Source organism: Parahaliea mediterranea, assembly GCF_017255185.1.
Classification (GTDB): Bacteria; Pseudomonadota; Gammaproteobacteria; order Pseudomonadales; family Halieaceae; genus JAFKCZ01.
In genome coordinates this window covers 358387-375329 of sequence record NZ_JAFKCZ010000004.1, presented here as the reverse complement: position 1 = coordinate 375329, position 16943 = coordinate 358387, and the positions used below count along the sequence as shown (strand labels likewise).

At 66.2% G+C, this 16943-nt stretch carries 16 protein-coding genes; 12 read left to right on the top strand and 4 right to left on the bottom strand.

The genetic code is table 11. The annotated features are described in order from the left end of the window. Positions 1–8: 8 nt before the first annotated feature. The 11 genes from cobO to JYP50_RS06420 all read left to right on the top strand — a co-directional run bounded on the left by cobO (position 9) and on the right by JYP50_RS06420 (position 10992). Positions 9–632, top strand: coding sequence for a cob(I)yrinic acid a,c-diamide adenosyltransferase (gene cobO, locus JYP50_RS06470; RefSeq protein WP_206559666.1), 624 nt, complete (start codon positions 9–11; stop codon positions 630–632). Between the two features lie 28 nt (positions 633–660). Continuing rightward, on the top strand, positions 661–2112 hold the full coding sequence (locus tag JYP50_RS06465) for a cobyric acid synthase (protein ID WP_206559770.1): 1452 nt from the start codon (positions 661–663) through the stop codon (positions 2110–2112). Then, positions 2109–3143: a FecCD family ABC transporter permease gene (locus JYP50_RS06460; protein ID WP_206559665.1), complete on the top strand. Its 1035-nt coding sequence runs from the start codon at positions 2109–2111 to the stop codon at positions 3141–3143. Before JYP50_RS06465 ends, JYP50_RS06460 begins: the two co-directional genes overlap by 4 nt. Further along, the gene (locus JYP50_RS06455; RefSeq protein ID WP_206559664.1) at positions 3143–3922 is read left to right on the top strand and encodes a heme ABC transporter ATP-binding protein; all 780 of its coding nucleotides are present in this window, start codon (positions 3143–3145) and stop codon (positions 3920–3922) included. Before JYP50_RS06460 ends, JYP50_RS06455 begins: the two co-directional genes overlap by 1 nt. Next, on the top strand, positions 3919–4434 hold the full coding sequence (gene cobU / locus JYP50_RS06450) for a bifunctional adenosylcobinamide kinase/adenosylcobinamide-phosphate guanylyltransferase (RefSeq protein WP_206559663.1): 516 nt from the start codon (positions 3919–3921) through the stop codon (positions 4432–4434). The genes JYP50_RS06455 and cobU overlap by 4 nt, the downstream gene beginning before the upstream one ends. Next, positions 4431–5477: a nicotinate-nucleotide--dimethylbenzimidazole phosphoribosyltransferase gene (cobT, locus tag JYP50_RS06445; RefSeq protein WP_206559662.1), complete on the top strand. Its 1047-nt coding sequence runs from the start codon at positions 4431–4433 to the stop codon at positions 5475–5477. The genes cobU and cobT overlap by 4 nt, the downstream gene beginning before the upstream one ends. Then, positions 5474–6340, top strand: coding sequence for a cobalamin-binding protein (locus JYP50_RS06440; protein ID WP_206559661.1), 867 nt, complete (start codon positions 5474–5476; stop codon positions 6338–6340). The genes cobT and JYP50_RS06440 overlap by 4 nt, the downstream gene beginning before the upstream one ends. Positions 6341–6414: 74 nt before the next feature. Next, complete coding sequence (locus tag JYP50_RS06435) at positions 6415–7779, top strand: DcaP family trimeric outer membrane transporter (RefSeq protein ID WP_206559660.1); 1365 nt, start codon at positions 6415–6417, stop codon at positions 7777–7779. Between the two features lie 8 nt (positions 7780–7787). Further along, entirely contained in the window at positions 7788–9497 is a 1710-nt protein-coding gene (locus tag JYP50_RS06430; RefSeq protein ID WP_206559659.1) for an amidase family protein, read from the top strand. Then, positions 9494–10510, top strand: coding sequence for a glutaminase A (gene glsA, locus JYP50_RS06425; protein ID WP_206559658.1), 1017 nt, complete (start codon positions 9494–9496; stop codon positions 10508–10510). The genes JYP50_RS06430 and glsA overlap by 4 nt, the downstream gene beginning before the upstream one ends. A 116-nt stretch (positions 10511–10626) precedes the next feature. Then, positions 10627–10992 (top strand): hypothetical protein, encoded by a 366-nt coding sequence (locus JYP50_RS06420; protein WP_206559657.1) that lies wholly within the window; start codon positions 10627–10629, stop codon positions 10990–10992. Between the two features lie 65 nt (positions 10993–11057). Here the strand turns inward: JYP50_RS06420 and JYP50_RS06415 are convergent, their stop codons facing one another. Then, positions 11058–11798 (bottom strand): YIP1 family protein, encoded by a 741-nt coding sequence (locus JYP50_RS06415; protein WP_206559656.1) that lies wholly within the window; start codon positions 11796–11798, stop codon positions 11058–11060. Between the two features lie 149 nt (positions 11799–11947). On the opposite strand from JYP50_RS06415, the gene JYP50_RS06410 reads away from it, so the two are divergent. Then, on the top strand, positions 11948–13174 hold the full coding sequence (locus tag JYP50_RS06410) for a hypothetical protein (protein WP_206559655.1): 1227 nt from the start codon (positions 11948–11950) through the stop codon (positions 13172–13174). A 28-nt stretch (positions 13175–13202) separates the two neighbouring features. Here the strand turns inward: JYP50_RS06410 and JYP50_RS06405 are convergent, their stop codons facing one another. The 3 genes from JYP50_RS06405 to JYP50_RS06395 form a co-directional block, all read right to left on the bottom strand. Then, positions 13203–15122, bottom strand: a complete 1920-nt coding sequence (locus JYP50_RS06405; RefSeq protein ID WP_206559654.1) for an acyl-CoA synthetase — start codon at positions 15120–15122, stop codon at positions 13203–13205. 25 nt (positions 15123–15147) lie between these two features. Beyond that, positions 15148–16302 carry an alpha/beta fold hydrolase gene (locus JYP50_RS06400; protein ID WP_206559653.1) on the bottom strand — a complete coding sequence of 385 codons (1155 nt, stop codon included), beginning with the start codon at positions 16300–16302 and terminating at the stop codon, positions 15148–15150. Between the two features lie 71 nt (positions 16303–16373). After that, on the bottom strand, positions 16374–16925 hold the full coding sequence (locus JYP50_RS06395; RefSeq protein ID WP_206559652.1) for a cupin domain-containing protein: 552 nt from the start codon (positions 16923–16925) through the stop codon (positions 16374–16376). Between the last annotated feature and the right edge of the window lie 18 nt (positions 16926–16943).

Below are 16943 nucleotides of genomic sequence, written 5' to 3'. Positions count from 1 at the left end.
GGCCCGCAATGAGCGACAGCGACGACAAGCAACAGCGCAAGGACGCCAAACACAAGGCGGCCATGCAGAAGCAAAAGGCCAAGGTGGACGCCCGCATCGAGGAGGCCAGCCTTGAGCGCGGCGTCGCCGTGCTGGTTACCGGCAACGGCAAGGGCAAGTCCAGCTCGGCCTTCGGCATGGTGCTGCGCGCCCTGGGCTACGGCATGAAGGTGGGCGTGGTGCAGTTTATCAAGGGCAAGCAGCTCTCCGGCGAGGAAATCTTCCTGCGCGACCGCCTGCCGGAAGTCGACTTTCACCAGATGGGTACCGGCTTCACCTGGAACACCCAGGACCGCAGCGGCGATATCGCCGCCGCCCGGGAGACCTGGGAACAGGCCCGGCGCATGCTGGCCGACCCGGCCTACGACCTGGTGGTGCTGGACGAGCTGACCTATATGATCGGCTACGACTACCTGCCGGAGCAGGAGATTCTCGACGCCATCGCCAACCGCCCGCGGGAACAGAGCGTGGTGGTCACCGGCCGCGGCGGCGGCGCCGCCCTGCAGGAACTGGTGGACACGGTCTCCGAGGTCAAGGACGTCAAGCACGCCTTCCGCGCCGGCATCAAGGCCCGCCGCGGCGTCGACTTCTGAGGCCGCCGTGCCCGTGACCGATGCGCTGATGGTGCAGGGCACCACCTCCGATGCCGGCAAGAGCATCCTGGTCACCGGCCTGTGCCGCGTGCTGCGCCGCCGTGGCGTCAAGGTGGCGCCCTTCAAGCCCCAGAACATGTCCCTCAACAGCGCCGTCACCCCCGAGCAGGGGGAGATCGGCCGCGCCCAGGCCCTGCAGGCCCAGGCCGCGGGCATCGCGCCCCACACCGACATGAACCCGGTGCTGCTCAAACCCAGTACCGACTGCGAGGCCCAGGTGATCATCCACGGGCGCGCGGTGCGCAACCTGGGGGCGCGGGCCTATCACGACTACAAAAGCACCGCCATGGCCGCGGTGCTCGCCTCCTGGCAGCGCCTGCAGGCGGCCCACGATATCGTGGTGGTGGAGGGGGCCGGCAGCCCCGCCGAGATCAACCTGCGCGACCGGGACATCGCCAACATGGGTTTCGCCGAGGCGGTGGACTGCCCGGTGATCATCGTCGCCGACATCGACCGCGGCGGTGTGTTCGCCCACCTGGTGGGCACCCTGGAACTCCTGTCCCCCTCGGAGCAGGCGCGGGTGCAGGGCTTCGTCATCAACCGCTTCCGCGGCGATATCGCCCTGCTGCAACCGGGGCTCGACTGGTTGCAAGAACGCACCGGCAAGCCGGTGCTGGGGGTACTGCCCTACCTGCACCATCTACAACTCGACGCCGAGGACGCCATCGCCCCGGACCAGGGGGACAAGGCCGCCAACGCCCTGCGGGTGGTGGTGCCGGTCTTCCCGCGCATCTCCAACCACACCGACTTCGACGCCCTGCGCCACCACCGGCAGGTCGACCTCACCTACGTACCCACCGGGCAGGCGCCGCCCCCCGCCGACCTGGTGATCCTCCCGGGCAGCAAAAGCGTGCGCGCCGACCTCGACTGGCTGCGCGCCCAGGGCTGGGAGGGCTACCTGCAACGCCACCTGCGCTACGGCGGCCGGGTGCTGGGTATCTGTGGCGGCTACCAGATGCTGGGCCATCGCATCGACGACCCGGACGGCGTGGAAGGCCCGGCCGGTGGCAGTGACGGCCTGGGCCTGCTGGACATCGACACCACCCTAGCCCGCCACAAGGCCCTGCATCAAACCCGCGGCGCGCTGCCCTGCGGCAGCCCGGTCAATGGTTATGAAATCCACTGCGGTGTCTCCACCCGCCGCGCGGGCGCCGGGGAATGCACGCGCTTCGCCCACCTGGAAGACGGCCGCGACGACGGCGCCCGCAGCGCCGACGGCCAGGTGGCAGGAACCTACCTGCACGGCCTGTTCGACGGCGAGACCGCCTGCGTGGCGCTGCTCGAATGGGCGGGGCTCGAAAATGCCGAGGCGGTGGATCGCGACGCCCTGCGCGAGGGGGAAATCGACCGCCTGGCGGACTGCCTGGAGCAACACCTCGACCTGCCCGCCCTGTTCCCGCAATGGTGCGGCGCGCAATGATCGCCCACGCCCCCGTGGCTACCCGCCGGGTCCTCTGGGGCCTGAGCCTGCTGCTGCCGGTGATCCTGGTGGTGGCCATCGGCAGCGGCGCGGTGACCCTGTCACCGGGGGAGGCCCTGGGCGGCGTGCTCGCGTGGTGGCGCGGGGAATTCAGCCAGGCGGGGGTCATCGTGGCGCAGATCCGCCTGCCCCGGGTGCTGCTGGCGGCGCTGATCGGCGCCATTCTCGCCAGCTCCGGGGCCGCCATGCAGGGCCTGTTCCGCAACCCCCTGGCGGACCCCTCGCTGATCGGCGTCACCGCCGGCGCCTCCCTGGGCGCCAGCATTGCCATCGTCGCCGCGGGGGCCGGCCTGCAGGGCCTGAGCGGCATCACCGTGATTTCACTGGGCGCCTTTGCGGGGGGCCTGCTGGCGGTGCTGCTGGTATACCGGCTGGCCTCCTCCACCGCCGGCACCTCGGTGGCCACCATGCTGCTGGCGGGCATCGCCATTTCCGCGCTGGCCGGCGCCGTGGGCAATCTGCTGGAATTCCACGCCGACAGCGAGGTGCTGCGGCGCATCAGCCTGTGGCGCATGGGCGGCCTGGACGGCGCCGACCCGACCCGACTGGCCTTCGCCGCCGCCGTGTGCCTGGTGGTGGCGGGCAGCCTGCCGCTGTTCGCGACGCCGCTGAACGCCCTGTTGCTGGGAGAGTCCGAGGCGCGCTACCTGGGTATCGACGTGGAGCGCACCAAGATCGCGCTGGTGGTACTCGTGGCGGTCGGTGTCGGCGCCTCGGTGGCCCTGGCGGGCACCATCGCCTTCGTCGGCCTGGTGGTGCCACATATCATGCGCCTGCTCATCGGCCCGGACCACCGCAGCCTGATTCCCGCCTCGGCGCTGGCCGGCGCCATCCTGCTGGTGGTGGCGGACACCCTGGCGCGGGTGGTCATGGCGCCCACCGAATTGCCCGTGGGCATTGTCACCGCGATCATCGGCGTGCCGTTTTTCATTTCACTGCTGCGCCAGCGCGCGCAATACGGGATGCGGTGATGGCGGCGCTGGACGTGCGCGGCGCGAGCGCCGCTCCCTATGGACCGCCGCTGCTGGCCGGCATCGACTTCAGCCTGGCGCCGGGGGAAATCCTGTCGGTGCTCGGCCCCAATGGCGCCGGCAAGTCCACCCTGCTGCACGCCCTGGCCGGCGGCATCGACACCGCCGAGGGCGAAATACGCCTGGGGGGACAACCGCTGGCGCAGTGGCCCCGCCTGGCCCGCGCCCGTGCACTGGCCATGCTGCCCCAGCAATCGACCCTGGCCTTTCCCTTCCGCGTGGAGGAAGTCATCCTCCTCGGCCGCAGCCCCCACGCCTCCGGCGCCGCCGAGGACCGCGTGGTGCTGGCGGAGGTGATGCGGGCCACCGACACCGAACGCCTGCGCCACCGTCTGTATACCCACCTCTCCGGCGGCGAGCGCCAGCGAGTTCAGCTGGCACGGGTACTGGCCCAGTTGTGGCGCGCCGCGGACAGCGACACCCGGGTACTGCTGCTGGACGAACCCACCACCGGCCTCGACCTGGAACACCAGGACCTGGTCATGGCCTCGCTGCGACAACTCGCGGCCACCGGCTGCGCGGTCGTCATGGTCGCCCACGATTTCAATCTGGCCGCCGCCATGGCCCAGCGAGTGCTGGTGCTACGCAACGGGCGGCAGGTTTGCCAGGGCGCGCCGGCGGAGGTCTTCACCGGGCGCATGTTTGAGGAGGTTTTCCGCGTGCAGGTACACATCGCCACCCACCCCTTGAGCGGCGCACCGCTGGTGGTGCACCCGTGATGCACCTGGTGTTGGGTGGCGCGCGCAGCGGTAAAAGCCGCTTTGCCGAGCAGTGCGCCCGCGACAGCGGCAAAACCCTGTTCTACATCGCCACCGCCGAGGCCCGCGACGGAGAGATGCAAACGCGCATCGCCCACCACCGGGAACAACGCGGCGCCGCGTGGCAGCTGCGCGAGGAGCCGCTGCTATTGTCAGGCGCCATGGCGGAACTCGACGCCCCCGGCCACTGCCTGCTGGTCGACTGCCTGACGCTGTGGCTCAGCAACTGCCTCGCCGCGGGCCGATGGGAGGAACTGCGCGCGACCTTGCTGGACACCCTGCCGCAACTGGCGGCGGACGTGGTGCTGGTGAGCAACGAAGTGGGCCAGGGCGTAGTGCCGATGGGTGAACTTAACCGCCGCTTTGTCGATGAGAGTGGCCGACTGCACCAGGACCTGGCCACGCGGTGTCACCGGGTCACCCTGGTCACTGCCGGCTTGCCGCTGACCTTGAAAGAGATGAACACAGCATGACGTGGTACTACGGGGAATGCCCCGCCCCCAGCCAGCGACACCGCGACCTGGCGCGCAAGCGCCAGGATGAACTCACCAAGCCTCCCGGCTCCCTCGGCCGGCTGGAGAAGGTGGCGGTGGATTTCGCCGGCTGGCAGTCGCGGGCCATTCCCGAGCTGTCGCGGGTGGCGGTGCGGGTGTTTGCCGCCGACCACGGCATCAGCCGGCGCGGCGTGTCGGCCTTCCCCCCCGAGGTCACCGCCCAGATGGTCGACAATTTCGTCGGTGGCGGCGCCGCCATCAGCGTACTCAGCCAGCCGCTACGCGCGGATTTCGCGGTGGTCAACATGGGTACCTTCGAGCCGGTCGCGAACGCCCCCAAACTGCACAACCTGCAACTCGCACCGGGCTCCGCCGATTTTTCCGAAGAACCGGCTCTGTCCGCGGCACTGACCGAGCGTTGCCTGGAGACCGGCAAGGCCCAGGTGGACATGCTGGACTGCCAGCTATTCATCGCCGGCGAAATGGGCATCGGCAATACCACCGCCGCCGCGGCGATCTGCGCCGCCCACCTCGGCCTGGACGGCGCCGCAGTGGCTGGCCGAGGCACCGGCATTGACGATGCCACTCTGCGGCGCAAGCGCGAGCTGATCGACACAGCCCTGAACCTGCACGCCGGCGCGCTGGATGCCCCACTGGGCATCCTGCAGTGCCTTGGCGGACTGGAGATCGCCGCTCTCTGTGGCGCCTACCTGCGCTGCGGCCAACGCCGCATCCCGGTCCTGGTGGACGGCTTTATCGCCACCGCGGCGGCGCTGCTGGCGGCGGCCATCAACCCCGGCCTGCGCCCCTGGCTGATGGCCGCCCACCGCTCCAGCGAGGGCGCCCACGGCCGCGCCCTGGACGCCCTCGGACTGGACCCCCTACTTGACCTGGGCATGCGCCTGGGCGAGGGCAGCGGCGCGGCGGTGGCGGTGCCGATACTGCAGTCCGCGCTGCGCCTGCACGCGCAAATGGCCACCTTCCATCAGGCCCACGTCCAGGAGGGCGAAACACACACATGATCCGCCATTGTCTCTGGCTGCTGCTTTGGAGCAGCCTGCCCACGTTCGCCGCCCTGGAGGTCACCGACTTCGCCGGCCGCCGGGTGACGCTGGAACAACCCGCCCAACGCATCGTCGCCCTCGCCCCACACACCGTGGAGAACGCCTTTGCCGCTGGCGCCGGTAACAAACTGGTGGGCGCGGTAAGCCACAGCGACTACCCCGAGGCGGCCCGCGCCATTCCGCGAGTCGGCAGCTACCAGGCCTGGAGCCTGGAGAGTATCATCGCGCAACAACCCGACCTGGTGCTGATGTGGGGCTCGGGTAACGGTCTGGACGGCCTGCCGACCCTGGAGCGCCTGGGTATCCCGGTCTACGTCAGCGAACCGCGCCGGCTGGAGGAAATCCCCCGCACCCTGCGCGCCATCGGCCTGCTCGCCGGCACCGGCGAGGTCGCGGAACGGCGAGCGAGCGAGTTCGAGGACGAACTGGCGCGCCTGCGACGGGAATACGGCCGCGAGAAGCCGGTAAGCGTGTTCTACGAGGTGTGGAACAAGCCCCTGCAGACACTCAATGGCGAACACTACGTCAGCGATGTCATCGCACTCTGCGGCGGCCGCAACATCTTCGACGACGCCGACTACCTGGCGCCGAAAATCAACGTGGAGGCGGTACTGGCGCGCGACCCCCAGGTCATCCTCGCCAGCGGCATGGGCGCCGCCCGTCCCGAGTGGCTCGACGAGTGGCGGGCCTACCCCCACCTGCGGGCGGTGCGAGACCAGGCGCTTTTTTTCATCCACCCGGACTTGTTACAGCGCCCTACCACGCGCCTGTTGCAGGGCGCACGGCAAATGTGCGAACAGCTGGCGACCCTGCCCCGGTAATCCATCCGATTTGATCTATACTCCCTATGAGGTCGGAGTACCCATGGAGCCAATAACGATCACAGGATGTTGCCATGCCCTTTCCCAGGACAACCCTCGCAGCGGTACTGGCCCTCGCGCTGTTGCCACCCGTTGTCGCGCTCGCCGCCGACGCCGACCGTATCCGTGAACTCGAGCGCCAGCTCGCCGAACAAAAGACACTCATGCAACAGCAGCAGCGTATGCTGGAACGCATGGAAGCCGAGCTGCAACAGCTCAAAGGCGCGACGACAACGCCACCGGCCCCGGACGCCATGCGCCAGGCCGCCGGTAAAGCAGCCACCGGGACAGTAGCGCCGGACCACGCCCTCGACCTGCAGCTCTACGGTCACCTGCAGCTGGACGCGATCCATGATTTCAAACGGGTCGACCCGGACTATGAAGCCACCCTGCGCCCCTCCACCATCCCCACCGTGGACGGGATCTTCGGCGACGATGGCTCCACCCTGCTCAGCGTCCGCCAATCCACGATGGGCCTGCGCGGCAGCGCCGATACCCCGGCGGGACTGGTCAAGGGCTGGTTCGAGTTCGACATGTTCGGCACCGGCAGCAGCACCGGCGACACCACTTTCAACCTGCGTCACGCCTGGGTGGAGATCGGCGGACTCGGCTTCGGCCAGACCAACTCCAACTTCATGGACATCGGTATATTCCCCAACGTCGTCGACTGGTGGGGGCCCTCCGGCATGGCCTTCAATCGCAACCCGCAACTGCGCTATACCTGGGCGCTCGGCGAGGACGAGTTCGCCGTGGCGCTGGAGCAGCCCAACGCCAGCTTCAACACGGGCATTTTCGGCGAGATATCCCCGGCCTTTGACGACGCGGCCACCGCGCGCACCGAACTGCCGGACCTCACCGCCCGCTATCGCCTGGCGGGCCACTGGGGCCACCTGCAACTCGCGGGCGTACTGCGCCGGCTGGAATTTGAAACCCGCGGCACGCCGGACAACGAACCCACGTTCGAGGACACTGGCTGGGGCCTCAACGTTACCGGGGCGATCAACAGCATCGGCCGCGACCAGCTCAAGTTCGGCCTGGTCTACGGCGAAGGGATCGCCAGCTTCATGAACGACGGCGGCGTGAACCTGGCGCCGGAAAACTTCGAGGAAGAACCGGTGCCGGTCCTGGGCACCACGCTCTACTACGACCGCTACTGGTCCGGGCAGTGGAGCTCATCAATCGGCTTTTCCATCAATGACGCCGACGCGCGCAACCAGCAGGCCGACGCCGAGTTCGACAGGGGTATCTACGCCAGCGCCAACCTGCTCTACACGCCCTACCCCGCCCTTCTCATCGGTCTTGAAGCCCTCTACGGCCGGCACGAGGACGTGGCCGGTCGCAGCGGCGAGGACTTCCGCACGCAAGTGACCTTCAAACACAAGTTCTCCACTCATTTCTAGGGGACCACATGTTCAGCCCAACCGCATACACCATCGCCGGCCTTGCGCTATTGGGGCTCGTATCCTGCAATCGGCAGGACGCGCCCGCGGAAACCAGCCAGGCGGACTTTGACGTGGTCGAGGCCAGTTTCGCCGACATGCAGGTCGCCATGGCCAGCGGCGACACCACTGCGCGCGCCATCGTCAGCCAATACCTGGCGCGCATCGAGCGTTACAACGCCTCCCTGGGGGCCGCCATCAGCGTCGCCAGCGATGCCCTGGCACAGGCCGATGCCCTCGACCGGGAACGCGCCAATGGGCAGGTGCGCGGGTCCCTGCACGGCATTCCCATCGCGCTGAAGGACAACATCCACACCACCGACCTGCCCACCACTGGCGGCGCCATGGCCTTCGCGGGCTACACACCTCCCTACGAGGCCACCCTGGTGACAAGGCTCCGCGAAGCGGGCGCCATCATTATCGCCAAAACCACCCTCACCGAGCTGGCCAACTGGGTGGCCACCGGCATGCCCAACAACTACAACGCGGTGAACGGCTACGGCTACAATCCCTACGACCCGCGCAAGGACCCACGCAAGGGCTTCGACGACGGCCGCGGGGTAATGGATACCGGCGGCTCCAGCTCCGGCATCGGCACCGCCGCCAACCTGTGGGCGGCTAACGTGGGTACCGAGACCTCCGGCTCCCTGCAGATACCCGCCAACAACACCCGCCTGGTGGGTATCAAACCCACGGTGGGGCGGGTGAGCCGTCACGGCATCATCCCCATTACCGCGGACCAGGACACCGCGGGGCCAATGGCCAAGTACGTCGCCGATGCCGCCGCCCTGCTGGCGGCCATGGAAAGCGACGACCCCGGGGACCCCGCCAGCGGCGTGTGCCCCCACCCCGGGCCCGGGGGGTATAGCGCCCACCTGCGCGCCGACGGCCTGCGCGGGGCCCGCATCGGCATCCCGCGGGCTTTCTTCTACGATGCGATCACCCCCCCCGGCGCAAACACTCCGCGCGGCGGCCTGAACACCGACGAGCGGGCCGCGATGCGCGAGGCTATCGCCGCGCTGAAGGCCGCGGGCGCCGACCTGGTGGACCCGGCGAACATTCCCTCGGTGCTGGCGGAAAACCCCAGTGACAACCAACTGCTGTTCGGCAACTGCTACGACCTGCCCCAGGGCAAGGGCGGCGACGCTCATTGCTCGGTGATTCTCAAGTACGGCATGAAACGCGACTTCAACGCCTGGCTGGACAGCCTCGGCGACAGCGCCCCCCTGGACTCCCTCACCGCGCTGCGGGAGTACAACCTGGCTCACGCCGACCGGGGCGCAATCCGGTACGGCCAGGCGGAACTCGACATATCCGACGAGATGGACGTGGCCGCCGACCGCGCCCGCTGGCGCGCTGACCGCGACAAGGATATCCGCCTGTCCCGCGCGGAGGGCATCGACGCCGCGCTGGACGCCCACGACCTCGACGCCCTGCTGTTCCCGGCCTGGTACGGCGAGAACATTGTCAACAAGGCCGGCTACCCGGTGATCGCGGTGCCCTTCACCGCGGTGCCCAATACCCTCGACCCGCCCCTGCCCGAGGGCTTCGGCGCCAAACCCATACCTTTTGGCATCACCTTCGTGGGCACCGCCTGCAGCGAGCCGCGGCTGATCGAGCTGGCCTACAGTTTCGAGCAGGCCACCCGGGGCCGCAAGCCGCCAGAGGCCACGCCATGACGTGGCGGCTCACGCTCGCGGCCTGGGCTCTCGCCGCGTGCCTGCCCGGCGCCCCAGTCCAGGCCAGTGAGCGGGCCGCCATTCAGGCGGCCATCAACACCGCCTACGAGACCTACAAGGGGCTGGAAGCCGGGGAGACCGCCCAATACATTCCCGCCCTGGCCGCCGCCGACCCGGACCGCTTCGGCATCGTGGCGATCACCGTGGACGGCGAGGTCATCAGCCGCGGCGATACCGAACAGCCCTTCGCCATCATGAGCGCCGCCAAGCCCTTCACCCTGGCCCTGCTGCTGTCGCAGCAGGGCCGCAACGTCGTACTCAAACGTATCGGCGTGGAGCCTACCGGCCAGCCCTTCAACGCCCTGGCGGGGGTGGAGCGCCGCGCGCGCAAGCCCCTCAACCCGATGGTGAACGCCGGCGCCATCACCGCCGTCAGCCTGCTTGAGGCCGATGACGCCGATGCGCGCTGGCAATTGATACGCAATGGCTACAACCGTTTTGCCGGCGAGCCCCTGACCCTGCTGGCGGCGGTCTACCGCTCGGTGGGAGCGAGCAACTTCCGTAACCGCGCGCTCGCCAACCTGCTTAGCGACCAGCAGTGGCTCGGTGCCCCGGTGGACGAAACCCTGGACGTTTACAACCGCCAGAGCAGTGTCGCCGTCACCGCGCGGCAACTGGCGGTGATGGGCGCCACCCTGGCCAATGCCGGGGAGAACCCGGTGACCGGCGAGCAGGTGCTGGCCCGGGATCTGGTGGACGAGGTGCTTGCGGTGATGATGATGAACGGCTTCTACGACGAGTCCGGGCGCTGGGCCTACAACGCGGGGCTGCCAGCCAAGAGCGGGGTGGGCGGCGGCATTGTGGCGGTGGTGCCGGGGAAGATGGCCCTGGTGGGCTATTCGCCGCGACTGTCCACCGCCGGTAACAGTGTCCGGGGGATGAAGGCGCTGGAGGCGATTTCGGCAGAGCTGGGCTTGAGTTTGTTCAGGCCCGGTTTGAATAGCAACCGTTAGCGATGGCGGCCAACTGTGCGCTGCCGGCCGGCACCGGCGATGTGGGTCACGGCCATCGGGGCTTGGCAAACGCCGCCGGTGCGGCTAGCTTAGGCTCAGGACCCAAGGAGAACGCCATGAATCGACACGATCGCAAGCACCCTGGAGCCGCCCTGCTGCTGGCCGCCGCCACCGCGCTGGGCGCCAACGCCCTGCCCGCCGCGGCCTTTGAGTGGCCGTGGCACGAGCAGGGGGAGGTGCGCTACAGCTATTGCAAGGGATTCGTGGTGGCCGCCCTGGGCGACTTCCCGGTGGAGAAACTGTCCCGCACCCAATTGTGGCTGGCCTGGAACCAGATCAACCGCGAGGGCATTGCCCCCGCCACCGCGCCGGACAGCGACTACCAGGCGGGATACCAACAATTCCATCAGTGGCTGGGTGGCGGAAGCCTGGATCAAGTACGGCAGATCGCCGATGGGGATTGCGCGCTGGGCCGGAACTGAACACCGCGACCGGCCCCGCCTGACATGGCGGGGCCTGTACGCCAGGCGCGCGCCGGCAGCGGGCCTCAGCCCTCGTCACCGTCCTTTTTCGCCCCTTCCTCCAGGCCCTTGAGGAATTCCCCGATCTGGCGGCCTGCCTCTTCCGAGCTCATGTCCTCGAAGCCCTCGAATTGCCGGCTCATTTCCGACATACGGTCGGCCATCTGTCGCGAGGCGTATTCGCTGCTGATGTTGGAGATCAACAGCAGGCCGCCGAGAATGCCGAACACGATCATCGCCGTGCGGCGTTCGCGCTGGTGCACCGCCACGCTGGCCTCGATCATCAGCAAGGTGCCCCAGGCGACGCTGACCATTACCCCGATATAGGGAATGATCGACAGCAGCGCGCCCACCGGGTACACCGCCGTGGCCGCGGACCAGCAGCGAAAGGCCGTTTCGTAATCCCGCTCCGAGCCCATCAGTTTCCAGATCACAAAGAGGATGGCCGCGGCGATAAAGGCGCCGATGACGGCAAAAATCGGGTAGATAATGATCCCGGCAAAACCCGCAGCCAGGAAACCGTGGCCGGAGGTGAACAGTGACCACACCGCAGCGATGATCCCGGTGGCCACGGCCATGACCGCCACGAAGATTACAGGCTCGGTGAAGCCACCGCTGCCCGGCATGTCACGATAAAATCCGGCCGGGTTGGTAAGCACCTCCCGGGCCTGTTCGATGACGCGGTTGATATCGAAGGTGCCCTGCGACTGTGGCGCTGGCGGTTCCGTTTGCTGCTGTTGCTGCTGTTGCTGCTCTTCCGATTCCATGGTCGGTGCCTCCTGTGAATGAGGCGTTCAAAAATAGCAGACCACGGCCTGGGTTCAAAGGAGAAAACACTCACCGTTGCCGTGCGCAATCGCGAGGGTACTGCTAACCTTGTCGGCTCGGGAATCCACTTGCTGTCGGGAGGCCACCGTTGAGAACTTTCAGGCTGATGCTACTTTCGGTCGCGCTGCTGGCCTGCAGCGCCACCGCGGAACAGTACACCATCCACTATGACGTCAGCGTGACACCGGAGCGGGGCGAGGCCGCGGTGACAATCACTCTGCGCGGCGACTCACTACCGTCCAGGATCGAGGTGCATTTCGACCCGGACCAGCACCGCGATTGGCGCGCGGAACCGGCACTGGACATCGACGACGATGTGGCCACCTGGCGGCCGCGGGCTTCCGGGGACAGCCTCAGTTACCGCTTCGCAATCAACCACAAGCGCGATGGCGACAGCTACGACGCCATGATCACCGACGACTGGGCGGTTCTGCGCAGCGATAAACTGGTGCCGCCCATGGCGGTGAAGGTGGCCAAGGGCCTGCAGGCCTCGGCGGAGCTCGACTTCGACCTGCCCGAGGGCTGGTCCTCCGCCGCCCCCTACGAGAGCCTGAGCGACGCCGATAATCGCTATCGCGTGACAGACCCGGGCCGCCGGTTCATTCGCCCCAAGGGCTGGCTGATCCTGGGATCCATCGCCAGCCGCCAGGACGTGATTGCCGACGTGGGGGTGCGGGTCGCCGCCCCCCGGGGCCAGGATATCCGCCTGCAGGATGCCCTGGCCTTCGTCAACTGGACGCTGCCCTACCTGAAGGAGATTTTTCCGGACTTCCCCCCGCGACTGCTGATTGTGAGCGCCGACGACCCCATGTGGCGCGGCGGCCTCTCGGGGCCGAATTCGCTGTTCATGCACGGCGACCGTCCACTGATCAGCGGCAACCGCACCAGTAGCCTGATCCACGAGCTGGTGCACGTCGGCACCTCCATCCGCGGCACCGACAAGAGCGACTGGATCGTCGAGGGTATCGCCGAGTATTACGCGGTGGAAATCCTGCGACGCTCGGGGGGCATCAGCGAGCTGCGCTTCCGCGAGACCCTCGATGAACTGGCGCAGTGGGGCAAGGAGTCCGACGGACTGTTCACCGGCCGCTCATCCGGCGCCACCACGGCGCGGGCGGTGGGGGTCATGCGCCAACTGGACCGGGAGCTGCGCGAGCTGAGCGAGGGCAAAAAAAGCCTGGACGATGTCGCCACGGCCCTCGCCGAGGACGGCGGCAAAATCTCCGTGAAGGCATTCGTGGATACCGCGGAACGGCTCGCCGGGGGCGACCTCGAATCCCTGGCCGATATCAAGTCACGGATCACCGCCAACTGACGCCGCCGGGAAAGCCCCGGCCGGATGTTCAGCGCTCCACCGCGCTCTTGAAGATATATTTGGCCAGGGCGCTTGAAAGTGCTCGGGCATCGCCATTGGCAATTGCATACCGGGCCACTATCCCGACCCCCGATTCCTGCGCCACCGAGAGCGATGCCAGCGTCACCCCTGAACTCTCCGCTTCGGTCCGCACCACTGACTCCACCTCGCGAAAGATCAGCGCGGGCTTGAATATCTTGCCCACCGCGGTCACTGGCAAGGTGTCGACCAGGCGTATGGCCTTGGGAATCGCGGCTCGCTCGCTGATGGCCTCACTGGCGTACTCCATCAATGCCTCCTCGCGAACGCTACCCTTCACATGAAGCTGGACATAGGCTACCGGCACCTCTCCCGCGTGGGCATCCGGCCGTCCGACCGCCGCACTCATTGCCACATCCGGATGAGAGGCCAGGGCTTCCTCGATCACCTTCGGGTCGATATTGTGACCGCCGCGGATAATCAACTCCTTTTTACGACCGGTCAGCCAGAAGTAACCATCCGCATCCCTGCGCGCGAGATCACCTGTATTCAGCCAGCGTTTCGTATCTCCGGGAAAGTGTATCCAGGCGGTGGTATTGTGCGTCGCCTCAAGATAACCAGCGAATACATTGGGGCCGCTGATCGCCACCACTCCGACCTCATCGGTATCGGCTTCGCGTAGGAAGTTACCCTTTTCATCGAGTACCACAACACGCATCTTTTCCCAAGGCAGACGCAGGCCGATGGAGCCTGTGCGGGCGTCTGCTCCAGGTGGATTCAGCGAAGCAACACAGGTGCTTTCAGTCAAGCCATATCCCTCGCGCACGCGCATCCCGGTTTGTTGCTCGAAGTTGTCGAGCAATTTCAGCGGCATCGGTGCCGCGCCGCAGATGGCGTAGTCCAGGCAGGACAGGTCCATCCCCTCCCGCGGCGACTGCAATAAACCGGCAAAGATTGTGGGTACACCCGAGAAAGTGGCCACCCGATGGTGAGCGACGATCTCCCAGAACCGGTCCATTAGCCCGGCGGCACGATAGCCCTCTGGCGGTCCGAGAAGCAACTGCGCGCCGGCCCCGAACACCGCCAGGCCGGAGCCGAGCTGGGCGTTGACATGAAATAGAGGAAGGCAGGCGAGAAACGTTTTACCGGGCCGGTACAACTGAGCGAAGACCGCCTGCAACTGGATCGCATTGGCAATTTCATTGCCGTGGGAGTGCGTGGCGATCTTGGGCAACCCCGTGGTCCCGCCAGTGCAGAAATAAGAGGCAATATCGTTGGCCCGCGGTGGCAAAAAATGCAGAGAGTCTCCGGATTCCCTGGCCAGTTCGAGGTGAAAATCAAGCACGGGGACACCGTGTAATTGCGTCGGCAGGCCTGATTGCGCGCATTCGGCGCCGGCATTGCCACAGCCGCCGGCGCTGTGGTGCAGGGGATTCACCGCCAGGATACCCCGCAAGCTCGACACTTCCATGGCCGCCATCGCACCGGACACCCTGTTCCAGATCTCCGGTTCGGGTTCCGGCCCCAGGGTAATGAGCCAGCGTGTATCCGCGGCCTGTAGCAGCTGAGCCATCTGGGCTCCATCAAGCTGGGTGTTGACCGCAAAAACAATGCCGGCGGTCTCTCCACCCCAGATGGCGAGATGGGTTTCCGGCAGATTTGGCAGCACATAAGCCACCACTTCATTCTCCTGCAAACCGAGTCGGCGCAGCATATTGGCGGCACGGGTGATTTCCGCCCGCCACTGGCCATATGTCCATACTGCCGGCCTGAAATGGCTCTCGACCTTAGGCACGAATGACAAGGCAGTGGCATTGGGGGCGATAGCCGCCCCGGCACAAATCATTTCATAGGTATTATCGAACCTGCCGAAAGGGTTTGGCTGGGCTTGTTCGATAGCGACGATATCGCCCAGGCAAGCAACACTCATTGTGCAACTCCCGAAACAACCGATCTCAATTGAGTTCCTTGCGATCACCATCGAGCATCAACAGCAGCCATTCCGTGATCACACGGTTCACCAGTTCTTGATTGCCGATGTGGCAGTGACTACCGGCGTGATCCGACGCGGTAAACAATCGGCTGCTGAACGAGCGGACATTAACCAGGGTGCGAGCCTGACTATAGAACTGTTCCAGGGGAACCAGGTGATCGTCCCTGGCGCCCAATAGCAGGTAATCCTGCCTCAACTCATGGGAAATCCCGCGCGTATTCATGCGCCGGCCCCACTGCATATACTCGAAGGGGCTTGCGGTGCCACTGACATGCAATCCGTGGTCCACGGCCCAGCCTACCACAGGATCCTTTGCCGCCCCCTTGCCCATCGCCCTGTTGACCAGTGCATTCGCTCCAAGGTCAAGCAGGGTCTGCAATACCCTGGCTTGTCGCTTTCCCAGTCGGGACGCGAGGCAGCCGAAAAAATCCTCCAGGACGTCATCGGCGATGACGCGCTTCACCCTCGGCTCCTTGGCCGCTGCACGGGTCGCCAGGCATCCCCCCAGGGAAATACCCATCAGTGAGCACTCCTGTAGTTCAAAGTGATCCAGCACCGCGCCCACCGGCTTTTCCCAGTCGGGCGTCATGTGCATGCCAAGCACCTTGAGGGGGTAGCCCTGACCTGGCCCCTCAAAAAAGATGACTCGGAACCCGCACTTGGCGATGGGCGCAAACTGGTGGATCAATTCCTCGGCGAAGGAATCGAAACCGCCGTGAACGACCAGTGTATCCAGTAGTGCGCCCTCGGGCTCGATCACCAACGCCGGCAGGAAGCCGCCGGGGTAAGGCACCTCGACCCGCTCATAGTCTACGTCCCAGGACACCCTGGCGTGGTTTTCCCTGAATTTTTCATAGGCCCGCATCTTGTCTGGATCGGAATTCAGCAGGAAAAACTCGGCCGCACGGTAGTAAAATCCAGCCTCGGCCCAGCGGCTATCCTGCTCGGCACGCTCCGCACATCGCCACATCACCCGTTTCCAATCGCCAAAGTCACCGATCTCCGCCGCCGCCTGACGCAACTCGGTCTCTGGCAAATACGGTAACCATCGATTCAGTTGAAAATTGAAACTGACATCTGCATGAAAGTCTCGGTAGCCCACGATTTGTCTGTACACCGCATTTACTCCCAGGGGAAAACTGTTAATAGCAAGATGCCTGGCCGGTCACTGGAGTCTCACAACCAGCACTAACCCGGGGGTTCAACGGCGTCGGTTCGGTCCGCGCCCAACAGGACGAAGGCCATGGTCACCGGCTTACCGGAGCGGTTTCGCCAGGCATGGCGGGTGCCGTTCTGGACAACACAATCACCCGCTCGCAGGACACGCTCGGCGCCATCGTCGAGTTCCAAATGAATCTCCCCCTCCAGCACCACGCCAAAATCGACGGAGTCGGTGGTGTGCATGCCGGGGCAATCCAGCTCCAAGTGCTCCACAAAGCCCGGCAGGGTCGCCTCCAGTTCGGCCACGGATGCCTCGTTTACCTCAAAAGCCGCCTGGCCATCCCGCACCGGTGGCAGTACGATCATCCGGAACACTACGCCATCGCGCCGCGGGAAGTACCCCGGCACTCCGGGAAACGGACCGCGGTGAGGTACGGTACGGGGACCGTCGGTCGACCACAACTCAAAGGTTTTATAGCCGGGATACATGGCCACTTCCGTCGGCACGACTTCCTCGTCCGAAAGAAAGACGGCCTTACCTTCGCTATCGTGGCCAGTGATAATCTGACGCATGGTCATCAGCAAGTTCTCCACAAA